Source organism: Spongorhabdus nitratireducens, assembly GCA_947387575.1.
GTDB lineage: Bacteria > Pseudomonadota > Gammaproteobacteria > Pseudomonadales > Endozoicomonadaceae > CANDOC01.
This window is the reverse complement of record CANDOC010000011.1, coordinates 94,551-116,784: the sequence shown is the minus strand read 5'-3', so window position 1 is coordinate 116,784 and position 22,234 is coordinate 94,551. Positions and strand designations below refer to the sequence as shown.

Sequence of the window (22,234 nt, the reverse complement as noted above, 5' to 3'; positions counted from 1 at the left end):
CGTATAATCCGCACCGGTTTGTGCGGGAACCTTGATCCAGGTAAATAAAAATTTTTTAAAAATAGCCAAGAATTCCCCCTCTTTATTACGACTATTGAACTCGTAAACCTCAGGAGTGAATTGTGTTTTCACCTGCACCCTTGCGGGCAGCTGGATTGCTGTCCCTGTCTGTCTTTGTGTCTGCCTGTTCCGGACAGGCCTCTGAATCTAATTCAGATCCCGTTACTGCCATCAGTCCTGATGAACTGACCCTTTTATTGCAGCAACCAGACGTCACGCTGATTGATGCCCGAAGTCCTGATGCTTTTAACGGCTGGGTCTTTGATGACGGCACGTTGCAGCTGCAACAGCAGGGTGGGCATATCCCTGAAGCTGAGCTGTTTTCTGCCCGCTGGATCGAGAGAAAACTGGATGATACTGATCGGGCCTGGATGCGAACCGGCGCTGATAAAGATGATCTGGTGATTATTTATGGCAATGGTCAGGGGCAAGCCAATACGGTAGCTGAATGGCTGATTTCAGAACAGAAGCTTGAGGCTGAAAACCTGCGTATTTTGGCGGGAGGTTTTCCTGCCTGGTCTGAAGATTCTGGTAAGGCTGACTTTTTACCGGGCTTTCGGACACTGGTTCCTCCCCAATATGTCGGTGCAGCACTGACAGCTGATCCGGATACGGTTGTGGTGCAGATTGGTTGGGATGGCGGCAAAGGTAAGGATTACCGCGAGGAGCATATACCCGGTGCCCTTTACTGGGATGATCTGGAATTTGAATATCCGCCAATCTATGAAGCCAGTCCAGTGGAAGATATTCGTGCCAGTCTGGCCAGGCTTGGTATTGATAAAGATGACTCAGTGGTTGTTTATAGTACTGAGTCCATCGGTGCAGCGCGTGGTGCAGCGATAATGAAGTACGCTGGCGTTGACGATGTAGTGATGCTTAATGGTGGTATTGATCGCTGGAAAGCTGCAGGACTGCCTCTTGAGTCAGGCTGGAATACTCCAGAGCCGGTCAAGACATTTGGTGTTACCGGTGCAGGTGATAACAGTGTCATTATCAATATTGATGAGGCCAAAATACTACGACAGCAGCCTGATAGTGCACTGGTCAGTATTCGGGCCTGGAATGAATTTACCGGTCAGGTCAGTGGCTATAACTATTTTGAAAAGCGTGGCCGTATTCCTGGTGCGCTATGGGGCCATGCAGGTGACTCGTCCTGGGATATGAATCACTACCATAATCCTGATCACACCATGCGCAACTATCATCAGATTGCGGAGTTCTGGAGCGAATGGAATATTCGGCCAGAGATGCAGCTGTCGTTTTATTGCGGTAACGGCTGGAGGGCATCTGAAGCCTGGTGGTACGCGCAGGCGATGGGTTATGAAAAATCTACCATCTACAGCAGTGGCTGGATGCGCTGGCGAGAAGATGAAAACCCTGTTGCTTCGGGGGAACTGACCAGAGAGCAGGCGCTTGAAGAGTGGAAACAGTTGGAATCAGCTCTGCTCTGACTCATAGGCATAGACTCAGGCACAAGGGCTGGCATAAATTGTCAGTCCTTTGTGGCGCTGTTTGATTAATATGCTCTTGGGAATAATTATTTTAAGCGTAGAATTCCCGCCATGAATAAAGCCAATCTTACCCAGCAGCTCGATTTTATTATTGAGCTGGATCGTCTTAAAACGGTATTACGTCAGACCCACGTGAAGTCTGCCGGTAACCGTCAGGAAAACAGTGCCGAACACAGCTGGCATATCGCCATGACGGCGATGGTTCTGGCTGAATATGCCTCCCAACCGGTGGATATCAATCATGTGATTCGCCTGTTGCTGGTGCATGATATCGTTGAAATTGAAGCCGGTGATACCTTCTGCTTTGATGAAGCTGCTGTTCAGGATCAGGGCGATAAAGAAGAAATCGCGGCACGTCAGTTGTTTGGTATGCTGCCAGAGCCCCAGGGTGCTGAAATGCTGGCGCTCTGGTATGAATATGAAGCACTTGAAACCTTTGAAGCGCGTTTTGCCAAAGCGATCGACTGCGTTCAACCTTTCCTGCTCAATATCAATAACGAAGGCGGAAGCTGGCGTAACCACCATGTCAGGGAAGAACAGGTTAGAAGACGACAGCAGTATCTGGCTGAAGTTGCCCCGGAGGTGTGGGAACTGGTTGAACCAATGATTACAGCTGCCGCAGAAAAAGGCTGGATTAAATCCTGATTTTTCAGAGCAAGCTTCGGATTCAGGTGATTTTAACGACTACAGCTAACCGTAATGGTTGTTCTGATTGAGGTTTCGCCAGCCGGAATCTCATCCATATCCCGTCTTACCTGAATCCATGAATCATACCGGCCTGCCGGCAGGGCGTTTCTGGAAGACCCCTGCCACTGATCGATGGAGTATCTTTTTTCTCCTCCGGTCAGGTAGGGAGCGGTTACGGTAAAAATAACATCACTGTCGTTTATTCCGATATAAGAAAGATTATCCGAAATGCTGTTCATATCGACCCGCACATAGGCTCCGGCTTTGCCCTGCATTCCGGTATCTGGCAGCTCGACGTTACTGTTAATTCTGAAAGAAGATGCAGTGGATGGATCCCGGGAGCCGGAACCCCAGCGGCCAAAGGCAATCCCCCCGCGGTTATCACTCATTTGAATCCCGCAAACGGGTTCAACGGTTGCGCCCCATTTAAGTGACTGACCTGTCGCCAGCGTACTGAATACAGTAGCAAGACAGCAAAACGCAGAAACAAGAGTAAGTTGTCCGGACTTTTCCATTCTTTGTGGTCTTTATTCCGAGAACTGGCTTCTGTTGATCTTGGCCTTCATCTGCTTCAGTTTTTCCATCTTGAGCTGAACTTCGAGCCGCTTCAGCTGTAAATCAAGCTCGGCATTCTCTTCGACAATTTCCTGAAACCGGGTGCAGTCAGGCTTTCGACCTCCTCCCAGATCAAAGGGTATGCTGATTTGGGCGTAGATACCCTGATCTTTATCAAGCGTGTTTCCGGGGTTGTTGGTTTTATCTTCGTTCAGCCGGCTGTCCGCATTGTAGGCACCAACCTGAAATGTCGCTTGGGAGCGCCGGGCTTCACAGCTTGAACCATCGATTGCCCGGATACGGCTGGTGTCTTCCATATTGGGCGGACTGGGCAGACTGTTAAGATCGGCATGGCTCTTACCTGCCAGCAGCATCAGCGTGGCTCCCAGCAGCAACGCCTGAAGCTGTACCTGATACTGATTTACCATTTGAACTCAACCTTGGTGCAGACTCGCGATCGCATGCTCTGGTTTTCTTTGGGCACAGAGGTACTGCACAGGTTTTTTTCAGTGTTATCAGATATGTTTTTCAGGGTGATGGGTACATCACGGGTTACGCCCGGAGGAACGTCTTCCAGCACACCCAGTACTTTTCCATCCACGGAAATTTCGTAGCTCTGGGTGTACGTGTTCAGGTTTTTGATTTTTATGGAAACCGTCTGCTCAGTATAAAAAGGGTCTTTGACAATTCTTGAAGGATACTGAGAGTGACCAAAAGCTGTTGCAGAAAATAACACCAGCGCGGCGAGGAAATACTTCACAAATAAACGTCGTATCATGAACTCTTACCCAGCTCTAAAATGAAATTTTCTTTTCTTTGATGCAGGTCACTGATTTTAAGAGTTGAGCGGAGAGCGACTATAAGCGCTTTACCTCTGCCTGATGTTTTGCAACGTAAGGTATCAGGTGGCTTGTACAGCGCTTTTGGATGCTGACTTATGGAAGGGAAGACTGGAGGTTAGGGATTTTTTGTTGTTTGTTAAGTATTTGTTCTGAAAAGGTTTTGCTTTGAGCCTAAAGTTTGCCAATGGGCTGACGATAAACTGAGAACCCGCGCGGGAAGCGTTGTTTCGCAGTTGCAGAATGTTGTAGTTGCCAGAGTGTAGTCACCCAGCCATGGCGCCTGCGCGGGACCACTTCTTTCATTATTACCGGCAGTTATTCCTTTGATTTGATTGATGTTTTTGCAGGCTACATCAACCAGTAGCCCAGCAGGGCAAAGACTCCGGTAAGACCAAAAATGATCAGAGTACCTGATTCCGGGGCTCCCCAGTGTTTATCTGAGTATTCACCAGCTATCCAGGCTATCCATACCCAGGCGCAGAAGAGAACGGCGCCGACAGCCCAACCCAAGGGTGTCAGAAAGAATGAAGTTAAAGCTTCCATATCAAATGAGACTACTGTTCTGAGATTTATAGTTGCTTTGAGTATGGTTCAGGGTTGGGCACCCTGCCAGAAATGGGATTGAGAAGGGAGAATAGTGAATGGGTGATGGGAAATGGTCTGAGCAGGGTCAAGATGCCCGATCCATGGGCCTCATATCCGTGATCAGGCTGTTTCTATGCCATATTGCTGGCGATAAGCCTCGATCGCAGCAGCATGTTGCTGTAGCGCCTCATCGCTGCGTACGAAGGTCAGGACTTCAGCCAGACTGGCGATGCTGTGTACCGGAATGTTGAAGTCACGCTCGACTTCCTGAATCGCAGACAGCTCATGTTTACCCTTTTCCTGTCTGTCCATTGCTACCAGTACCGTAGCCGGTGTAGCTTTGGGGTGATGGCTGAGTAAATCCATGACTTCCCGGATAGCTGTACCGGCGGTGATGACATCGTCGATGATGGCAATGCGGCCCTCCAGCGGTGCACCGACCAGGTTGCCGCCCTCACCATGATCCTTGGCCTCTTTGCGGTTGAAGCACCAGGGAATATCGATGCCATGGTGTTCGGCCAGGGCAATAGAGGTAGCCGCAGCAAGTGGAATGCCCTTGTAGGCAGGGCCAAACAGTACATCGAACTCAACACCGCTGTGGACAAGGGTATCGGCATAGAATCGGCCAAGCCGGGCCAGAGCGCCACCGGTATTGAATACCCCTGCATTGAAGAAATAGGGAGAGGTGCGCCCGGACTTGAGCGTAAATTCGCCAAATTTCAGTACATTGCGGTCAAGCGCGAAGCGGATAAAGTCTTGTCGAAAGTCAGCCATCGTTATTATTCAATAAGTAGTTATTAATCGGATGATCATTACGAATGTCTGCAGGTATTTTAACCTGAAACGCGGGAAACCGGTGGTGAAAATATAATACGTGCTCGGGTATGATACGCACCCTTTAAGGGCGAGGGCTTTGTCAGGAGCTCCCGGGGCCCGTTGAACCCAATGATATGGACTACTAGACCAGCATGAGAGTCATCAACTTCAATGCGGAAGGAATCAGGACGGCGGTCGAAGCAGGCCTGTTCCGCTGGTTGGAAGAACAGGATGCGGACGTTATTTGTCTGCAGGACACCCGCGAAACTGAAGATGTAATGGAACAGCATTTTCAGCTTGACGGTTATTTCGGATATTTCTTCTCTGGCTATGAGCGTGAGAGCGTTGGTGGTACTGCGCTTTATACCCGCCATGCGCCGAAAGCCATTATTCCCGGGCTGGGCTTTCCGGCCTGCGACGAGACCGGTCGCTATCTGCAGGCTGACTTCGACAAGATCAGTATTGCCAGCCTGTTTGTACCGGGTCACGAAGACAATGGTCTGGAAAACAAACTGCGCTTTCTGGAAGGCTACAGCCTTCACCTGCAGAAACAGTGCCGCAAGCGTCGTGAATTTATCATGACCGGTACCTGGAATATTGCTCACATGAAGATGGACGTTGCCAACTGGCGTGAGCAGCAGGAAGAGCCGGGTTTCACCCCGATGGAGCGGGCCTGGATGGATGGTCTGTTCAATAATATGGGCTTCACTGACGCGTACCGTGAAGTGGATCGTGAAGGTGGAAATTACTCTCTCTGGACTGATGAAGCAGCGCGTGAGCAGAATGATGGCCGTCGGGTTGACTATCAGGTTGTGACTCCGGGTATGTGCCATCGCGTGCTGAATGCAGGCATGTACACCGGCCAGCGTTTTTCCCGTCATGCTCCGGTTATTGTCGATTACGACTGGGAACTTGGTTTCTCCTGATTTTTAAAAAGCCCGACAACTGTCGGGCTTTTTTATAGGGATGAAAAATACACCATACAAGACATAACTATTCACTGCCTGACGCAACTTCATCAGTTTTTAATGTGATTACTTGCAGCAATTCTGGCGAATTAGCTGGTCTATATTTCGTTCATATATTTTGACAACGCTTGGACAGAGAGGTGCTTGATTTATGTCTTCTCTTTTATCCAGTTGCTGCTCACCCATACTGTTTTGTTTTTCTTTTCTGTTCTTGTTTTCCGGGCAGGCAGTTTCAGCTGATTTACAGGAGTCGGGCGAGATCCGGTTCAGTATGTCAGATAATACTTGCCTGCCTTCCTATGCTACGAATGGTTCTGCCGGCGCTGATTTGAGAGCCTGCATCAGAGAGTCTGTAGTGATAAAGCCGGGAGAAAGGAAGGTGATTGATACCGGTATTGAATCAATGCAGTTTCCGGCCAACCTGATGCCCGCTGTTCTGTCCCGTGCAGGTCTGGGAATGGAGGGTATTCAGGTGGATTTTATTTCCAGAGTTGACCCTGATTACACCGGGCCACTATTGATTCCCCTTAAAAACACCTCGGATAGTGCATTTACTGTTAAGCCGGGCATGCGGATCGCCCAGTTGATTTTCTTTAATGTTGAACGTCCCCAGCTTGTAAATGATCCTGAAATTAAAAACCGTAAAGCAGAATCAAGAGGGCAGTCAGGTAGAGGTAGTACCGGTCTGAATTAGGTGGTTTTTGGGAAGTTAAATAACGGGTTATTGCTGATTCGTCGTCTGATCTTATTGTTGTAGTCTTTGCGGCCTTCTGAATATGTAATGAAACAAGGGAATCATCAATGATTCAGGTTGTAGGCCATACCAATCCGGACTCTGACAGTATCTGTTCTGCTCTGGTTGCTGCTGAATGGCTTAAAGTGGCTCGCGGTGTTGAAGCTGTTGCCATGGCTCAGGGCGAAGTAACCAGCGAAACCGCATTTATTCTGAATGAAGCCGGTGTTGAAGCGCCGCAAATCTGCAACTCTGTTGCTGGTGAGAAAGTCTGGCTGGTGGACTATACCGATCTGTCTCAGGCGCCGGCTGGTATTGAAGAAGCCGAGATTGTTGGCATTGTTGACCATCACCGTCTGGGTGATATCACTACAGCAAACCCGCTGGAAGCCTGGATCTGGCCGGTTGGCTGTTCCTGCACCATTCTCTATCACCTGCACAAGATGGAAAACATCGAGATTGCACGTCCTCAGGCCGTGCTGATGTTGGGTGCCATTGTCAGTGATACCGTTGCTTTCCGTTCCCCGACCTGCACTGAAAAGGATCGCGAAGCGGCAAAAGCGTTGGCTGAAATTGCCGGACTGGATCTGGAAGATTTCAGCGATCGTTTGCTGCGGGTTAAAACCAACCTGGAAGGTCTGTCTGTTGCCAGCCTGGTTGATCGTGACCTGAAAAAGTATCCGTTTGAAGATCAGTCTCTGGTTGTTGGTCAGATTGAAATTGCCAGCTTTGAGCAGGTAAACGACAAACTGGAAGCACTGCAGGCTGAACTGGCTGTCCGTTGTGAAACGGATGGTCTGAAGCTGGCAGCACTGATGGTTACCAATATCAGTAACTCCACCACCCGTCTGCTGTTCCAGGGTGAGTGGGCTGCACGCCTTGAGGCACATGCATCAGAAGCAAATGTGGTGGTAATGGAAAACACCCTGAGCCGTAAGAAGCAGGGCTGGCCCTGGCTGCAGGCTGTTCTGGCAGTGTAAAGCAGAGTGTTAGAATAAAAAAAATCCCGGCTATAAGCCGGGATTTTTATTTCTGCTGGTCAGCTTGGATCAGGCTTCCAGAGCAGCTTTCTGTGCGGCCAGCAGTTGATCAATACCATCACGGGCCAGTGCCATCATGGCAATCATTTCATCCTGGTCAAAAGCTTCGCCTTCAGCAGTGCCCTGAACTTCGATGAATTTGCCCTGATCGTTCATAACCACGTTCATATCTGTTTCGGCATTGGAATCCTCCGGGTAGTCCAGATCCAGTACCGGAACGCCGTTGTATATGCCGACAGATACAGAAGCAATCATCTGCTTCAGCGGGTCGTTGCGCAGAATCTTGCGATACTGCAGGTGGCGCAGGGCATCAACCAGTGCCACACAGCCGCCGGTAATAGACGCTGTACGGGTACCACCATCAGCCTGAATAACATCACAATCGATAGTGATGGTGTTTTCACCCAGCTTTTTCAGATCAACGGCTGCACGCAGGGAACGACCGATCAGACGCTGGATTTCCAGAGTCCGGCCACCCTGTTTGCCACGGGCTGCTTCACGACCCATGCGGTCGGTGGTTGAACGGGGCAGCATGCCGTACTCGGCAGTAATCCAGCCCTGACCCTTGCCCTTGAGGAAGCGCGGAACCATGGTGTCCACGGAAGCGGTACAAAGTACTTTGGTATCCCCGTACTCAACCAGAACGGAACCTTCCGCGTGTTTGGTGTAGTTACGGGTAATTTTGATCGGGCGTAACTGGTCTGCCGTTCTGCCGCTTGGACGCATCGGTTTTCTACCTGATTACTTGAAGAAACGGCTGCGATTATAACCTGAGGATACGGTATTGCGGCTAGTGGCAGGAGTGGTCGTAATAAATATATTTTAGAGTGCCCCGTGTAGGTATAGCGCAATGAGATAAATAACTGATTCCACTATTCCAGAACGCAATATAAATCTGAGAATATAGGCCGCTTTTTTTTGACCATGCCTTTATGTGGCTTTTTCGGGGAGATTGGCGGCAAATGTCGATGCTGGAGGTTCTGGATATCATTGCGGTAATTGTGGCTGGTATGGCCGGTGCAATGGTAGCGGGACGCGAGAAAATGGATCTGTTCGGGGTCTATGTGATTGCTTTTTGTACTGCGCTCGGGGGTGGAACACTCAGGGATCTGGTGTTGGGCAGCTATCCGTTGATCTGGATTGAAAATACTGAGTACCTGATGTGGGTGCTGGTTGCGGTTGCTCTGGCGATGCTCCTGCGCACCTTGCTGCCGCGAATGAAAGAAGCGTTTCTGGCTTTGGATGCCCTGAGTATTGTGACATTTGCCATTCTGGGGGCACAGAAAGCGCTTTCCCTGGGGCATGATCATGTGACGGCTGCAATTATGGCTGTTTTCACCGGTGTCTTCGGTGGTGTGATTCGGGATGTATTGTGTCACTCAATGCCACTGATTTTCCGTCGTGAACTTTATGCCGGTGTTGCCCTGGTCACCGCCGTTATTTATATGGGTATGCTGGATTTTGGCTTTGCCGTGCATATTGCAACACTTACCGCTTTGACGGCCGGCTTTGCCTTGCGAATCACAGCAATCGTATTCCGTATCGAGCTTCCACGTTTCAGTTATCTTGATTAGTCAGGAATATTGACCATTATTATTCACCACTTTAGTTGGCCTCGGTCTGAGAGCCTGTTCACAATCTTATCGTGGGCTGCAAATGCCGATAAAAACCTCAGGTGCTCCGCTTTTCCTCGTTACATAGCACCACTATGCGCCTCGAAAAATCGGAGCACCTGAGGTTTTTCTAAACATTTTCGCTATCCACGAAAGATCATGAACAGGCTCTAACAGTGGCGGAATACACTGGTGCTGGAAAGCCTTTACATCCTTGCCATAACAGTAGAATCCATGACCGGTGCCATTGCCGCCGGTCGCAAGGAAATGGATCCGTTCGGAGTGCTGGTCATTTCCTGCTGTACTGCGGTGGGCGGTGGCTCCATTCGAGATGTATTGCTGGGGAATTACCCGCTGGTCTGGATCGCTAACCCGCAGTTCATTCTAGTGGTCTGTACAGCAGCCCTGTTAACGATATTACTGCGTCCACGTTTGTCGGATATGTCGACCGCCTTTCTGGTGCTTGATGCACTGGGGTTGGTGACGTTCAGTATTATCGGAGCCCAGAAAACCCTGGCGCTGGGGCACAGTCCGCTGATCGCTTCGATGATGGCGATCTTTACCGGTGCCTTTGGCGGCGTTATTCGGGATATTCTGTGTAATGACGTGCCGCTGATTTTTCGGCGGGAGCTGTATGGCAGTATTTCATTTGCCGCAGCCTGGCTTTACATGGGGCTTTGCTGGCTACTGGCAGATATGACAACAGCCATTCTGGTGACCCTGATCACTGGGTTTCTGTTGCGACTGGCAGCGATTGCCTTTGATATTGAAATGCCTGTTTTTCGCTATCGGGAGAGCCGTTATCGGGACGATGATGACTCCTGATCGGGATTGGGCGTACACTGAAAACAGTTTTAATTTGTAGTTTTTACCTTTAAAGGGTCATTCAGCGGCTATTAACTGGTTTTTCGTAACGGCGATCCACCGTACAATAGCGCCCCTTTTTACCGGAGCTCTGTAATCGATGACTTCCAGTATGACCGCTTTTGCCAGAGTCGAGTCGCAGCAGGACTGGGGCAGTCTGGTGTGGGAAATCCGTTCTGTTAACCACCGTTACCTCGAGCCGCACTTCCGGCTTCCTGAAAGTCTGCGGGAAATCGAGCCTGCATTGCGTGAACAGCTGCGCAAAAATCTGTACCGGGGCAAGGTTGAGTGCAGCCTGAAACTGCAACTGAATGAAATTTCCCAGACAATTAATATCAACAGCAGTCTGTTGAAGCAGCTGAATCAAGCCTGTGACAAGGTGAAAGCCGAGTTCAGTGATACTGGCAAGGTAAATCCGCTGGCAGTGCTTAACTGGCCTGGCGTGCTGGAAGCTGACGAAGCTGATTTCAGTGTGATTCGTGAAAAGGCATTACAGTCTTTCCGTGAAGCCATGATCCAGCTGACTGATACCCGCAAGCGGGAAGGTGCAGAGCTGCAGCAGTTTATTTTCCAGCGTCTCGACAGCGTGGGTGAAAATGTACGGGAAGTACAGAAGCGAATGCCGGACGTACTGGCCTGGCAGCGTCAGCGCATTAATCAGCGACTGGAAGATGCCAAAGTCGAGCTGGAAGCCAACCGGCTGGAACAGGAAATGGTGATGGTGGCGCAGAAGTGTGATGTGGAGGAAGAGCTGGACCGGCTCAATGCCCACAGCACCGAAGTCCGCCGGGTACTGGAGCAGTCAAAGGGCGCGATTGGTCGTCGACTGGATTTCCTGATGCAGGAGCTGAACCGGGAAGCCAATACTCTGGCATCCAAATCAATTGATGCCGATGTCACCCGTCATTCCGTCAACCTGAAAGTGTTGATCGAACAGATGCGGGAACAGATTCAAAATATTGAGTGATTGCGTGATCGCAATTACGGACAGAGATTATGCCTAAAAGTATTCTCAAAGGTACGCTGTACATTGTTGCAGCCCCTTCCGGTGGTGGTAAAACCAGCCTGGTACGTGCCCTGATCGGTACCACCAAGCATCTGTGTGTGTCTGTTTCACACACGACTCGCCCCATGCGCGAGGGTGAAAAGGAAGGTGTTCACTATCACTTTGTTGAGCAAAGTGAGTTCGCTGCATTGAAAGAGCAGGGTGTATTCCTGGAGCACGCCACAGTCTTCGGTAACTCCTACGGGACTTCCAGACTGTGGGTACAGGAGCAGCTGGATAAAGGCGAAGACGTTATTCTGGAAATCGACTGGCAGGGCGCCCAGCAGGTACGCAAGCTGATGCCTGAAGCGACTTCCATTTTCATCGTTCCGCCGTCTCTGGAAGTGTTAAAACAGCGCCTGTATGGCCGTGGTACTGATTCTGATGAAGTGCTGGCCGGTCGTATGGCACAGGCTCTGGATGAAATGAGCCACTACGCTGAATTTGATTACCTGATTGTTAATGATGACTTTGATCATGCCCTGCTGGATTTGCGGGCCGTGATTCGCAGTCGCCGGGTTGCGCTGCCATTCCAGCAGGAATATGAGCGTGATTTGCTGACTGATTTGCTGAAGGATCATCAGAATTAATCATCTGGAATCGACTGCTTTCATTCGTTGTAAATGAGAGCAGTATTTATGAAAAAACAGTTTTTAAAGAAGCTTTTAAAGAAAAGCCTGAGTCATTCTGTGGATTGACTTGTCTTAACTGTTTTACATTCGATAAACTATTCGTTTGAATGCCCCGACCCTGTCCGGAGTGAGCTCCGGCGGTCAAGAATCAAGAGGATGGATATACCGTGGCTCGAGTGACTGTCGAAGACTGCCTGGAAAATGTAGATAACCGTTTCGATCTGGTGATGCTGGCATCCAAGCGTGCCCGTCAGCTGACGATTGGTGGCAAGGATCCCATGGTTGAGTGGGAAAATGACAAGCCAACCGTGGTTGCCCTGCGTGAAATCGCGGAAGGCCTGGTGAACCACGAAACAGTCATTGAGCGTGAAGACGACGAAATCGAAATGGCGTCTTTTGTAGGTCTTGAAGGCTGATAAACAGCCCTCAGGGAACTGTATTCGGTGATATTCATGCAGTGCTTTGATCTTCACCCTGTGGTTGTTATGGCCGCTGTGGCGTAGTTTAAAAAGCCCTGTATGGTATCAACCGGGCATGATGATCCGGGTTCCACCTGGCTACGTTTCGCCTGTGCGATCAGACCGATCAGGTATTGTTTGGTCAGGTATTGTTCGATCAGCTAACGTGGCGTACCCAAAGCAACCCGGTTGCAGTTAGGAGAAGGTGGTGCCCGACATCGATGCTCTGGCCCTCAGATTGAAGTCTTACCTGCCGGAAGAGCAGGTCAATCAAGTGCGACGTGCGTATTACTATGCAGAACAGGCGCACGATACCCAGACTCGCCGTAGTGGCGAACCTTACATCATTCATCCGCTTGCTGTAGCTGAAATCCTTGCAGATATGCATATGGACCATCAAAGTCTGATGGCTGCCATGCTGCATGATGTGATTGAAGATACCGGCATTAAAAAAGATGCGATATCAACCCAGTTTGGTGAAACTGTTGCCGAGCTGGTGGACGGAGTCAGCAAGCTGACTCATATGCACTTTGAAGACAAAACCATTGCCCAGGCGGAAAACTTCCAGAAAATGGCGCTGGCCATGGCGCGGGATATTCGCGTTATTCTGGTAAAGCTGGCGGACCGGTTACATAACATGCGGACACTGGGTGTACTGCGACCTGAGAAACGTCGCCGTATCGCCAAGGAAACGCTGGAAATCTACTCCCCCATTGCCAACCGTCTGGGTATGCATAATCTGCGTACCGAACTGGAAGATCTTGGGTTTAATGCCATGCACCCGATGCGCTGCAGTCGCATCAGGGCTGCTGTAAAGCATACCCGGGGCAACCGGCGAGAAATTGTTTCCAATATTCAGCAGGCTATAGCTGCCCGGATGGAGCAGGAAGGATTATCCGGTCGTGTTGTCGGGCGTGAAAAACACCTGTACAGCATCTACCGCAAGATGCGGAATCAGCATAAATCGTTCAGCGATATCATGGATGTTTTTGCCTTCCGGATCATCGTTGACAGTGTTGACAGCTGTTACCGGACGTTGGGGCTTGTGCATAACCTCTACAAGCCGATTCCCGGTCGTTTCAAAGACTATATCGCCATTCCCAAGGCCAACGGTTACCAGTCGCTGCATACGACATTGTTTGGCATGCACGGTATCCCCATTGAAATCCAGATTCGTACCCAGGAAATGGAAGATATGGCGAATAATGGCATTGCTGCTCACTGGTTATACAAGTCCGGTGATGAAGCGCTGCTGGGTAGCCAGGCGCGTACCCGGGAGTGGCTCAAGGGCGTACTGGAACTGCAGGAAAATGCCGGCGATTCGCTCGAGTTTATCGAGAACGTCAAAATCGACCTGTTCCCGGATGAGGTCTATGTCTTCACCCCGCAGGGCCATATTATGGAGCTGCCCAAGGGTGCGACAGCTGTCGACTTTGCCTATGCTGTCCATACTCATGTTGGCAACACCTGCGTCGCGTGTCGTATTGATAAGCGGCTTGCCTCGCTGAGTCAGCCGCTGGAAAGTGGTCAAACAGTTGAGGTTGTTACTGCTCCAGGCGCAAGGCCCAATGCAGCATGGTTGTCGTTTGTTATCTCCGGCAAAGCCCGCTCCAATATTCGTCATTTCCTTAAGAATCAGCAGCACAGTGAGTCGATTGCACTGGGACGTCGTCTGCTGAACAAGGCATTGATCGGATTCGATACCGAGCTGGACAAGATTGACTCCCGGATTCTTAACAAAGCCGTGGAAGATGCGGGGATGGGTTCGCTGGATCATCTGCTGGAAGAGATCGGACTTGGCAACCGGATGGCCTATATTGTGGCCCGCCGCTTGATGGACGGGGCCGATCTTGCTGATGACACTCCGGATCAGCTGGATACCTCCGGTTCAGAAAAGCTGCTCAGTATTCGTGGCACAGAAGGCATGGTGATTTCCTTTGCCAAGTGCTGCTACCCGATTCCTGGCGACCCGGTTGTCGGTCATGTCAGTGCCGGCCGCGGTATCGTGATTCACACTGAAGCCTGTAAGAATATTGCAGAAATTCGCCATAACCCCGAAAAAATCCTGGAAGTCGACTGGGACAAGAATGTCGGTGGCGAATTCTCGGTAGAACTGCAAGTGGAGTTCGAGCAGGAGCGAGGCATGATTGCCGCGCTGGCGAACACTGTGACGTCATTTGATGCCAGCATCGAGAAGATCAACCTGGAAGAACGTAACCCACGTTTCAGTCAGGTTCAGTTACTGATCAGCGTGCGAGACCGGATTCATCTGGCCCGGTTGATCAAAAAGCTGCGTGCTATTAAAGGGGTTACCTCGATCGCACGGCGACGGGAATAACCTTTTGTGGGGGCCTTCCGGCCCCTGCTGTTTCATTTCTACCTACCTATCAACTTCACCAAAGAGCATCAATGCCGCAGGCATTGGTTACGCGGGCGCTGTGAAGGCGCTGCGTCGAGGTATCATCAGGGAGTTAGCGTTATGTCCTTGCCTAAAGTCATGATTCTGGGTACGGGCGGCACTGTTGCCGGCACCGGTGTGTCGAGCCATGAAACCAGTTATACCTCGGGACAGCTGACTGTCAGCAAACTGATAGAGTCACTGCCGGGTATTGAAACTGTGGCTGATCTTCAGTGTGAGCAGGTTGTGAATATCGGCTCCCAGGATATGGGAGAGGAGATCTGGTTCAAGCTGGCAGCAAGGATTAATGAACTGCTGGCTCAGGATGATATTGATGGCATTGTGATTACTCATGGTACTGACACCATGGAAGAGACGGCCTGGTTCCTTAATCTGGTGGTAAAAAGCAGCAAGCCGGTTGTTCTGACCGGTGCCATGCGACCGGCAACGGCGCTGGGTGCTGATGGCCCGGCCAATATGTTTGCCGGTGTTGTGGTTGCTGCCGACAAAGCGTCACATGGTCGTGGTGTGATGGTGGTAATGAACGACAAAGTGCATGATGCCCGTGATGTGACCAAACTATCGACAACAGCAGTTGATACTTTCTGTTCGCCCAACTTTGGCGTTCTGGGACATGTTCACAATGGTACGGTCGACTATCAGCGCAGTCCGCAGCGCAAACATACGACATTTTCAAAGTTTGATCTGAAAGGTATTGATCACCTGCCTCGCGTTGGCATTGTCTATGCCCACGCATCCGGTAGCTCCGATGTTGTCGACGCACTTGTCGATGCCGAGTTTGACGGAATTGTTCATGCCGGTCTGGGTAACGGCAATATTCACCATGAAGTGCTGTCCGGGCTGACTGACGCGCGTCTGAAAGGTGTTCAGGTTGTACGGTCATCCAGAGCCCAGGTGGGGGCGACTACCGAAGATGCTGAAGTGGATGATGATCGCTATGAATTTATTGCATCCGGTTCCCTCAATGCCCAGAAAGCACGTATCCTGTTGCAGCTGGGGCTGACCCGCACACAGGATTACCGTGAACTGCGTGAAATGTTTCGCAGCTACTGAGTTTTTGTAAATCAACACGACAGAATCAGCTTTTCTGATGCTGTTGATCTGTTTCAGGAGTTTTCATGAGCAACAAGCAGATTATTCATACCGACAAGGCTCCGGCAGCCATTGGCACCTATTCTCAGGCTGTTAAGGCAGGTACGACTGTCTACATTTCTGGCCAGATCCCACTGGTACCGGAAACAATGGAGCTGGTAGAAGGTGACTTTGAAGCCAACACCGTTCAGGTATTCGAAAACCTGAAAGCCGTTGCCGAAGCCGCGGGTGGCACACTTCAGGATGCAGTCAAAGTAAACATTTTCCTGACTGACCTGAGTAACTTTGCCACTGTAAACGAAGTCATGGCACGTTACTTTGAAGAGCCTTACCCGGCACGTGCTGCGGTTGGTGTGAAGGAACTGCCAAAGGGTGTTCCGGTTGAGGTGGAAGCGATTCTGGATCTGAAGTAAGTCTTTCAGATCAGAGCCGGGGCTGCAGATCACATATCTTTCAGCCCCAGTTCCTCCCATTCATCGTCATTGGTTCGGGTTGCACGTCCCTGCGAATCAACCATGACGTATTCCTTTTCAAGATCCCCTGCATGATGGTGCTTCCAGACATGTACCCGGGCTGCCAGTGAGGACTGGTATAGCATTTCGCGGGTAATGATATAGTCTGTCAGTTCCGGAACTTCGGCTACATGATCTACACACCAGGCATAGCCACGATAGTTGCCCGGTTCTCCCTTTGAGTTAAAAAAACACCAGCCGGCTTCCGGTGAAGGACCCAAAGGCACCAGGGCAGTCAGATGACCGGGGCTGCCGGGATGATCGGTAAATAACTTCCTGACCAGTGTCTGATGAGTTTTCAAAAACCCTATTGAAAGAGCATGATTGCGTGGCCAGCAGCCATCGGCAATTTCAAGCAGCTTCCCTGTTGTTAAAAGTTCGGTCAGTAAATGGCCAGCATTCTGTTCCAGCGGCAAAAACTGTTGGGATGATACAGACGGTAATGGAATAGTATCTGCAGTTGAGAGAGCCACTGCGCCGGCAGGCTGAATCGATTGCTCCAGAATTGTCAGATCATCACTTTGATTGACCTCCAGTAGCATCTCGGTACCCGGTCGAGGCAGTAGCAGGTTGGTTGAATCCAGGCCGAAAAGCTTGAAGGTCTCTGTATATGAGACTTGTGATAACCGGCCGAGTCCGGCGCCGGTTTTATATTCCTGACAGGCTTTAATTCCCAGGCTGATCCACTGGTCCAGTACTGCTGTCGTAACCTGAGTTACCGGATGTTTGATGGCACTGAATACCGCCTGTGCGGTAATGAAAGCACAGGCCTGTGCCGAGTAGAGGCTGGAATCAAACAGTTCGGTAGTCTGACCAATGCTCGCTTCAATTCGGTACATAACCTATGCACTGCATGGGAACAACTTTGTTACTAATGATTAGACTATTTTCAGATGATATGAAGTTGTTTGATTTGATGACATTGCTGGGGCTGAAACCGCTTTATTGAATTTTTATGGAAAAGGTCGGGTTTAATTGTGGCCTCCGGCAGAGAACTTCTTGCTCTGCCTCTGGAGGAGTGTGTTTTCTATTGCAGTACCTTAAAACGGATCTTCACAAAACCTCGTCTAGATCGTGGTTTTACAGTTTTCCATTTCATAGACCAGTGCCTGTAATACCGCACGACGGGGAATGACACCAACCAGTCGGTTATCCTTCAGCACCGGATAGGTTTTGGGTTTATCTTCCGACATCCTTTGAGCCAGAGTGACGATGGTATCGTCGGCGTGAACGGCCAGTACATTGGTAGACATTACATCATCGACGATAACGTTCAGATCGCAGTGGTAACTGCTGGTCAGCGCCTGTCGAATGCAATCCTGCTCGGATACAAAGCCGACAACCCGTTCATCGCCGTCAACGACGGGAGCGCCGGTTAAACGGTTATCCAGCAGATGACGAATCGTCTGCTGCAGAGAGGAGCCGGCCGGAACCGGTTTGGCGGTTTCCATGTAATCAGAAACCAGAGGGGAATGGTTATCTGTCATATCACAAGCCTCCTTTGCTGTGAGGGAGCCGAATAGATCGATCTCCCATAACCAGCATGCCTTACTTCTCAGTTTATAGCACGTTGTCTGAAATTGGGCTCTGTAGAGAGCCTATCCATGAAAAATCATGAACAGGCTCTGAGAAAAACTGACACTATTTGTATGGAGATAGAGGTATTTATGTACCATTTGGCCTGCTTTATTGACCTTTTGCCCTTTCCTTTGGGGAAACAAATGTCTACCTTAGCGGCTTACTCAAGGGGGTAAGTAGAAAAATGACAGAACTTGAACAACAATTCGAAGCTGCACAGGTCCGGGTCAAACAACTCACCAAGCGTCCGGGCAATGAAGACCTGTTGATGCTGTATGGACTCTACAAGCAGGCGATTGATGGCAATAACAAAGAGAAAACACCGTCCCGACTGAATATTGCTGCCTATGCCAAGCACCAGTCCTGGCTGCAGATGGCGAATATGGATCGGATTGACTGTCAGAAGCGCTACATTCAACTGGTAGACAAACTGACAGATCAGTTAAGCTGATTTCTTAGAGCCTGTTCATAATCTTTCGTGGATAGCGAAAATGTTGAGAAAAACCTCAGGTGCTCCGATTTTTGGAGGCGCATAGTGGTGCTATGTAACGAGGAAAAGCGGAGCACCTGAGGTTTTTATCGGCATTTGCAGCCCGCGATAAGATTGTGGACAGGCTCTTAATGCTGCGGGCTTGTCAGATCTGCAGTAGACAGCAGAAGGAGAGCCCGCATGCTTATTGCCCAGTTAACGGATACCCATATCAAACCCGATGGTCGCCCGGCCTATGGTCGCGTCGACACCCTGAGCTGCCTTAAAGCCTCGATTAATCATATCAATACCCTGCAGCCGGCTCCGGATGTCGTTCTGGTCTCCGGTGATCTGGTTGATCTGGGTACGGCAGAAGAATATACCCTGATCCGCAGCCTGCTCGATGAGCTGCAAATGCCCTGGATGGCTGTTCCCGGCAACCATGATAACCGGGAGGAAATGCAGTCCAGTTTTGGCGACTGTGACTGGATGCCTGAAAGTGCGCCTTTTATTCAGTACGCAATTGATGACTATCCATTGCGACTGATTGGTCTGGATAGCCTGAAGCCTAATTCCGGGGGCGGGCAAATCTGTTCCGAGCGTTGTGACTGGCTGGATCAAACACTGGCTCAACAGCCTGACAAGGATACCCTGCTATTTATTCATCACCCGCCGTTTAATACCGGTATTCGTCATATGGATCAGATTGGGCTGGAAGGTTCAGATCATCTGGCCGAAGTCGTGCAACGACATCCACAGGTGAAAATGTTGCTGTGTGGTCATGTGCATCGCAGTGTGCAGACTATCTGGAAAGGCATTCATGTTGTTATCGCCCAGTCACCGGCTCATGCGGTTACTTTGGATATATCGGCTGATGCTGAATCCAGTTTTGTGATGGAACCGCCGGCTGTTCAGTTGATTCGTTACGAAAACAACGAGTTGGTGACACATCTCAGTTTTGTTGGTGAGTTCAGTGGTCCGTGGCCATTCTGCCATCCGGATGGATCATTGATTAACTGAAGACGCTTTTAAGTCTTTTTTGTTGCTCCGTGTCATACATAAGCCTGTGTGATCGCAGGTAGCATATGCTCCTTGCTGTACTGCCAGAAGTAGTTAATAGCTCCGCTTTGAAAAGTATATGGAGACTGTTCTGGTGGTCTTTTTCTGATAATGCAGCGGTATTAGCTGGGGAAGATGTACTATGGCGATCACACTCAACATGGAAGTCATGGAGCTGGTTTACTATTACTGGCAGGCAACCAGTGAAGGTGAAAAAGTCGGTGAAGCTTTTATCATGACGATTGCGGATCATGAAAAGATGAAACCGGTTTATAGCAAGGGTTTCACTCCTGAGTCTGTTCGCCGTGCTCTCAGTGCAATCAGTAATAAAGAAAAATTCAGCGCAGAAAATAAAACCGAATCCCGCTTCTGGAACAATAATATGTGGGCCATGGAAGATCTGGGGTTAATGGAGCTCATGATGGCTCCACTCAAGGTAATGAACCTTGATGATATTGAAGTGCAGAAGCCGCTTGAAATTGTTGTACTGCCGCTGCATCTGGATGACTACTACCTGACCGATAACACGCTTTATCTCAACTTCTTCCGGGTGCAGGCTGACCTGATGGGGATGGAGCCGCTGAAAATGGATGGCATTGAACTGAAGCAATGGATCCGGCAGGTTTGCAGTGGCTAAAGAACCTCAAGGTACCTGATATAAGGGCAGGGCTTATTCCTCCCTGCCTTTCTCCTCTTCTTCAACTTCTCTTGTTGAACCCAGCAGCAGCGCGTAGCGATGCCCCTGCGGCGTAGTTTCCAGTGCAATTTTGACAATCATGGTCAGTGGCACAGACAGAATCATTCCGACCGGACCCAGCAGCCAGCCCCAGAAAACCAGAGACAGGAAAACCACGATTGTGGATAACCCCAGCCCGTTCCCCATGATCCGGGGCTCCAGCACATTCCCCATCACCATATTGATCATCACGTAACCGACGGCTATCAGGCCTGCATCGGCAAAGCCTTGTGATATTACTGTCAAAAGTACGGCGGGTACGGCAGCAATCATGGAACCGATATTGGGGATAAAGTTAAGCAGGCATGCCATCACGCCCCACAAAATGAAAAAGTCGACGCCTTTTATCCACAGCATCAAACTGACCAGTAATCCGGTGACAGCACTGATGGCGCTCTTGAGAGCAACGTAGTGGTTCAGGGATGAAATAAAGCGCTTTACCGGCCGCATTTGCTGTGTCGGATCTGGCAGAATCAATCTCAACTTTCTGCCTAGCCAGGGCCCTTCCAACATCATGAAAATAACTGTCAGAAGAACCAGCACCAGATAACTCATCGCACCACTGATACCGGCCAGTGTATTCGTAAAAACGGAAACGGCTGCGCCGGGGTCAAATGACTCGGCCAGAAGATCTGCATTTAACTCAATATTGCGCTCGGCCAGACGTTCAAGAATCCAGCGAAACTCGGTTTCCAGCTGTTCACGGTATTCAGGCAGGTTACGGGTAAACTGCTTGGCTGACGTTCCGACGATGCTGACCAGCATGGTCAGGACAATCAGAATCGCTGCAATCACAATGGATATTCCTGCAATCCTGGGTACTTTCAAGCGCTCCATAAATTTCACAGGCGGATTGCAGAGTACGGCAATAAAGAATGCAAGCAGAACCGGAATAACAATACTGCTGGCCAGTTTGATGCCGGCCATGATGATAACCAGTGCGGCAATCAGTGTTGCCGGCCGGCTGCCAGGCAGGGGAAGAGTTGCAGGTGACATGGATTTGACGTTTGCGCCTCGGATAAAAGTTATTCACCCAAGATTAACCGCCAGAGGGACAGCGAGACAATTCACAAGTGTATCTGTGGACAGATTTTGAGTTATCAACAATAAGCCAACCCGGGTAAAATCCGGGCAAAATACAGTTATCCACTTTGGGTAACAACTTGCCCACAGATAGTTAACAAAGCATATATCCTCGTCTGTTATTCACAGATTATGTGGGCAGGCTTGTGCTCTGCCTGTGTATAACTTGAGCGCGTAGGATACCAGTGGGATATTTGCAAGCTGTACAAATTTTAACCAGTTTTTGCTGGTCTCAAACTATCTGCACAGAGGTTGATATAAAGTGGAAGGTGCTCTCTGAGATCCTGGGGGAGATTAAACTGCAGCCAGTTACGTATCAGGCCATCAATATAGCCATAGAAAAAGGAGGCGGCCTGACTAGCGGTTATATCATTCCGAACCTGATTCAGTTGCTGGGCCTCCTGCATTAGTTCCGTGATATTTGTCAGGTCTTTGCATAAGTCTTCTTTTATCCACTGATGCAACGTGGGAATGGCCTCGGCCTGAATTGATATCCGGTGTATCTGCTGCAGTTTGGAATCGGATGTCAGCTCATCCATAAAACGTACGACCAACTCAAGCATGGCATTGAATTTATCCTCGCCTGGTAATTCTCTGAGTTCATCAAAACGTTGCAGAATGGGTGCTGTTATTTCTTCCCACAATGTCCGGAATAGATCATCCCTGTCCTTGAAGTGCCAGTAAATGGCGCCCCGGGTAACTCCTGCGGCTTTGGCAATCTGGGCCAGGGTTGTGTGATTAATGCCCTGCTGGTCAAACAGTTGCAAGGCTGTATCCAGCAACAGCTTGCGTGTCTGTTCGGCTTCTTCCCGGGTTTTGCGGGCCATGAAAAACTCTCTGATCTGGTGTGATGTGGCGTGATTATGCAGTAACTATA

Annotated in this window: 26 protein-coding genes; 16 read left to right on the top strand and 10 right to left on the bottom strand. The window is 49.9% G+C overall.

Features of this window, described 5'->3' with window-relative positions; genetic code table 11:
• Positions 1 to 122: 122 nt before the first annotated feature.
• Positions 123 to 1,511, top strand: coding sequence for a rhodanese-like domain-containing protein (locus ACYZZ0_RS18925; protein WP_461538221.1), 1,389 nt, complete (start codon positions 123 to 125; stop codon positions 1,509 to 1,511).
• A 111-nt stretch (positions 1,512 to 1,622) separates the two neighbouring features.
• Positions 1,623 to 2,216 (top strand): HD domain-containing protein, encoded by a 594-nt coding sequence (locus ACYZZ0_RS18920; RefSeq protein WP_461538220.1) that lies wholly within the window; start codon positions 1,623 to 1,625, stop codon positions 2,214 to 2,216.
• 32 nt (positions 2,217 to 2,248) lie between these two features.
• Here the strand turns inward: ACYZZ0_RS18920 and ACYZZ0_RS18915 are convergent, their stop codons facing one another.
• From ACYZZ0_RS18915 to pyrE, 5 genes are all read right to left on the bottom strand, one after another.
• Positions 2,249 to 2,773 carry a hypothetical protein gene (locus ACYZZ0_RS18915; RefSeq protein WP_461538219.1) on the bottom strand — a complete coding sequence of 175 codons (525 nt, stop codon included), beginning with the start codon at positions 2,771 to 2,773 and terminating at the stop codon, positions 2,249 to 2,251.
• 12 nt (positions 2,774 to 2,785) lie between these two features.
• Entirely contained in the window at positions 2,786 to 3,241 is a 456-nt protein-coding gene (locus ACYZZ0_RS18910) for a hypothetical protein (RefSeq protein WP_461538218.1), read from the bottom strand.
• Positions 3,235 to 3,591: a hypothetical protein gene (locus ACYZZ0_RS18905; RefSeq protein ID WP_461538217.1), complete on the bottom strand. Its 357-nt coding sequence runs from the start codon at positions 3,589 to 3,591 to the stop codon at positions 3,235 to 3,237. Before ACYZZ0_RS18905 ends, ACYZZ0_RS18910 begins: the two co-directional genes overlap by 7 nt.
• 412 nt (positions 3,592 to 4,003) lie before the next feature.
• Positions 4,004 to 4,198: a hypothetical protein gene (locus ACYZZ0_RS18900; protein ID WP_461538216.1), complete on the bottom strand. Its 195-nt coding sequence runs from the start codon at positions 4,196 to 4,198 to the stop codon at positions 4,004 to 4,006.
• Positions 4,199 to 4,360: 162 nt separating this feature from the next.
• The gene (gene pyrE / locus ACYZZ0_RS18895) at positions 4,361 to 5,014 is read right to left on the bottom strand and encodes an orotate phosphoribosyltransferase (RefSeq protein WP_461538215.1); all 654 of its coding nucleotides are present in this window, start codon (positions 5,012 to 5,014) and stop codon (positions 4,361 to 4,363) included.
• A gap of 194 nt (positions 5,015 to 5,208) precedes the next feature.
• Between pyrE and ACYZZ0_RS18890 the strand changes: the two genes are divergently transcribed.
• From ACYZZ0_RS18890 to ACYZZ0_RS18880, 3 genes are all read left to right on the top strand, one after another.
• Positions 5,209 to 5,982: an exodeoxyribonuclease III gene (locus tag ACYZZ0_RS18890; RefSeq protein WP_461538214.1), complete on the top strand. Its 774-nt coding sequence runs from the start codon at positions 5,209 to 5,211 to the stop codon at positions 5,980 to 5,982.
• 313 nt (positions 5,983 to 6,295) lie between these two features.
• Positions 6,296 to 6,718 (top strand): dUTP diphosphatase, encoded by a 423-nt coding sequence (gene dut / locus ACYZZ0_RS18885; protein ID WP_461538213.1) that lies wholly within the window; start codon positions 6,296 to 6,298, stop codon positions 6,716 to 6,718.
• Between the two features lie 107 nt (positions 6,719 to 6,825).
• Positions 6,826 to 7,737 carry a manganese-dependent inorganic pyrophosphatase gene (locus ACYZZ0_RS18880; protein ID WP_461538212.1) on the top strand — a complete coding sequence of 304 codons (912 nt, stop codon included), beginning with the start codon at positions 6,826 to 6,828 and terminating at the stop codon, positions 7,735 to 7,737.
• Between the two features lie 69 nt (positions 7,738 to 7,806).
• On the opposite strand, the gene rph is transcribed toward ACYZZ0_RS18880, so the two are convergent.
• A complete protein-coding gene (gene rph, locus ACYZZ0_RS18875; protein ID WP_461538211.1) occupies positions 7,807 to 8,523 on the bottom strand; it encodes a ribonuclease PH in 717 nt (238 codons plus the stop codon).
• Between the two features lie 236 nt (positions 8,524 to 8,759).
• Here rph and ACYZZ0_RS18870 point away from each other — a divergent pair, with 236 nt between their 5' ends.
• The 8 genes from ACYZZ0_RS18870 (at position 8,760) to ACYZZ0_RS18835 (ending at position 16,333) form a co-directional block, all read left to right on the top strand.
• Positions 8,760 to 9,371, top strand: coding sequence for a trimeric intracellular cation channel family protein (locus ACYZZ0_RS18870; RefSeq protein ID WP_461538210.1), 612 nt, complete (start codon positions 8,760 to 8,762; stop codon positions 9,369 to 9,371).
• 231 nt (positions 9,372 to 9,602) lie between these two features.
• Positions 9,603 to 10,235, top strand: a complete 633-nt coding sequence (locus tag ACYZZ0_RS18865; protein ID WP_461538209.1) for a trimeric intracellular cation channel family protein — start codon at positions 9,603 to 9,605, stop codon at positions 10,233 to 10,235.
• A gap of 139 nt (positions 10,236 to 10,374) precedes the next feature.
• Positions 10,375 to 11,241, top strand: a complete 867-nt coding sequence (locus ACYZZ0_RS18860) for a YicC/YloC family endoribonuclease (protein ID WP_461538208.1) — start codon at positions 10,375 to 10,377, stop codon at positions 11,239 to 11,241.
• A gap of 29 nt (positions 11,242 to 11,270) precedes the next feature.
• Positions 11,271 to 11,909 carry a guanylate kinase gene (gmk, locus tag ACYZZ0_RS18855; RefSeq protein ID WP_461538207.1) on the top strand — a complete coding sequence of 213 codons (639 nt, stop codon included), beginning with the start codon at positions 11,271 to 11,273 and terminating at the stop codon, positions 11,907 to 11,909.
• 209 nt (positions 11,910 to 12,118) lie between these two features.
• Complete coding sequence (gene rpoZ, locus ACYZZ0_RS18850; RefSeq protein WP_461538206.1) at positions 12,119 to 12,367, top strand: DNA-directed RNA polymerase subunit omega; 249 nt, start codon at positions 12,119 to 12,121, stop codon at positions 12,365 to 12,367.
• A 250-nt stretch (positions 12,368 to 12,617) separates the two neighbouring features.
• Positions 12,618 to 14,747 (top strand): bifunctional GTP diphosphokinase/guanosine-3',5'-bis pyrophosphate 3'-pyrophosphohydrolase, encoded by a 2,130-nt coding sequence (gene spoT, locus ACYZZ0_RS18845; protein ID WP_461538205.1) that lies wholly within the window; start codon positions 12,618 to 12,620, stop codon positions 14,745 to 14,747.
• A gap of 141 nt (positions 14,748 to 14,888) precedes the next feature.
• Complete coding sequence (locus ACYZZ0_RS18840) at positions 14,889 to 15,881, top strand: type II asparaginase (protein WP_461538204.1); 993 nt, start codon at positions 14,889 to 14,891, stop codon at positions 15,879 to 15,881.
• Positions 15,882 to 15,946: 65 nt separating this feature from the next.
• Positions 15,947 to 16,333 (top strand): RidA family protein, encoded by a 387-nt coding sequence (locus ACYZZ0_RS18835; RefSeq protein ID WP_461538203.1) that lies wholly within the window; start codon positions 15,947 to 15,949, stop codon positions 16,331 to 16,333.
• A gap of 29 nt (positions 16,334 to 16,362) precedes the next feature.
• On the opposite strand, the gene ACYZZ0_RS18830 is transcribed toward ACYZZ0_RS18835, so the two are convergent.
• Together ACYZZ0_RS18830 and ACYZZ0_RS18825 are read right to left on the bottom strand one after the other, a co-directional pair.
• Positions 16,363 to 17,271 (bottom strand): hypothetical protein, encoded by a 909-nt coding sequence (locus ACYZZ0_RS18830; RefSeq protein ID WP_461538202.1) that lies wholly within the window; start codon positions 17,269 to 17,271, stop codon positions 16,363 to 16,365.
• Between the two features lie 228 nt (positions 17,272 to 17,499).
• Entirely contained in the window at positions 17,500 to 17,919 is a 420-nt protein-coding gene (locus ACYZZ0_RS18825) for a CBS domain-containing protein (protein WP_461538201.1), read from the bottom strand.
• A 275-nt stretch (positions 17,920 to 18,194) separates the two neighbouring features.
• Between ACYZZ0_RS18825 and ACYZZ0_RS18820 the strand changes: the two genes are divergently transcribed.
• The 3 genes from ACYZZ0_RS18820 (at position 18,195) to ACYZZ0_RS18810 (ending at position 20,175) form a co-directional block, all read left to right on the top strand.
• The gene (locus ACYZZ0_RS18820; RefSeq protein WP_461538200.1) at positions 18,195 to 18,461 is read left to right on the top strand and encodes an acyl-CoA-binding protein; all 267 of its coding nucleotides are present in this window, start codon (positions 18,195 to 18,197) and stop codon (positions 18,459 to 18,461) included.
• Between the two features lie 219 nt (positions 18,462 to 18,680).
• Entirely contained in the window at positions 18,681 to 19,499 is an 819-nt protein-coding gene (locus ACYZZ0_RS18815; protein ID WP_461538199.1) for a phosphodiesterase, read from the top strand.
• Positions 19,500 to 19,680: 181 nt separating this feature from the next.
• Positions 19,681 to 20,175 (top strand): TDE2712 family protein, encoded by a 495-nt coding sequence (locus ACYZZ0_RS18810; RefSeq protein ID WP_461538198.1) that lies wholly within the window; start codon positions 19,681 to 19,683, stop codon positions 20,173 to 20,175.
• A gap of 33 nt (positions 20,176 to 20,208) precedes the next feature.
• Here the strand turns inward: ACYZZ0_RS18810 and ACYZZ0_RS18805 are convergent, their stop codons facing one another.
• Together ACYZZ0_RS18805 and ACYZZ0_RS18800 are read right to left on the bottom strand one after the other, a co-directional pair.
• Entirely contained in the window at positions 20,209 to 21,270 is a 1,062-nt protein-coding gene (locus ACYZZ0_RS18805; protein ID WP_461538197.1) for an AI-2E family transporter, read from the bottom strand.
• A 299-nt stretch (positions 21,271 to 21,569) separates the two neighbouring features.
• Entirely contained in the window at positions 21,570 to 22,184 is a 615-nt protein-coding gene (locus ACYZZ0_RS18800) for a TetR family transcriptional regulator (RefSeq protein ID WP_461538196.1), read from the bottom strand.
• Positions 22,185 to 22,234 lie beyond the last annotated feature (50 nt).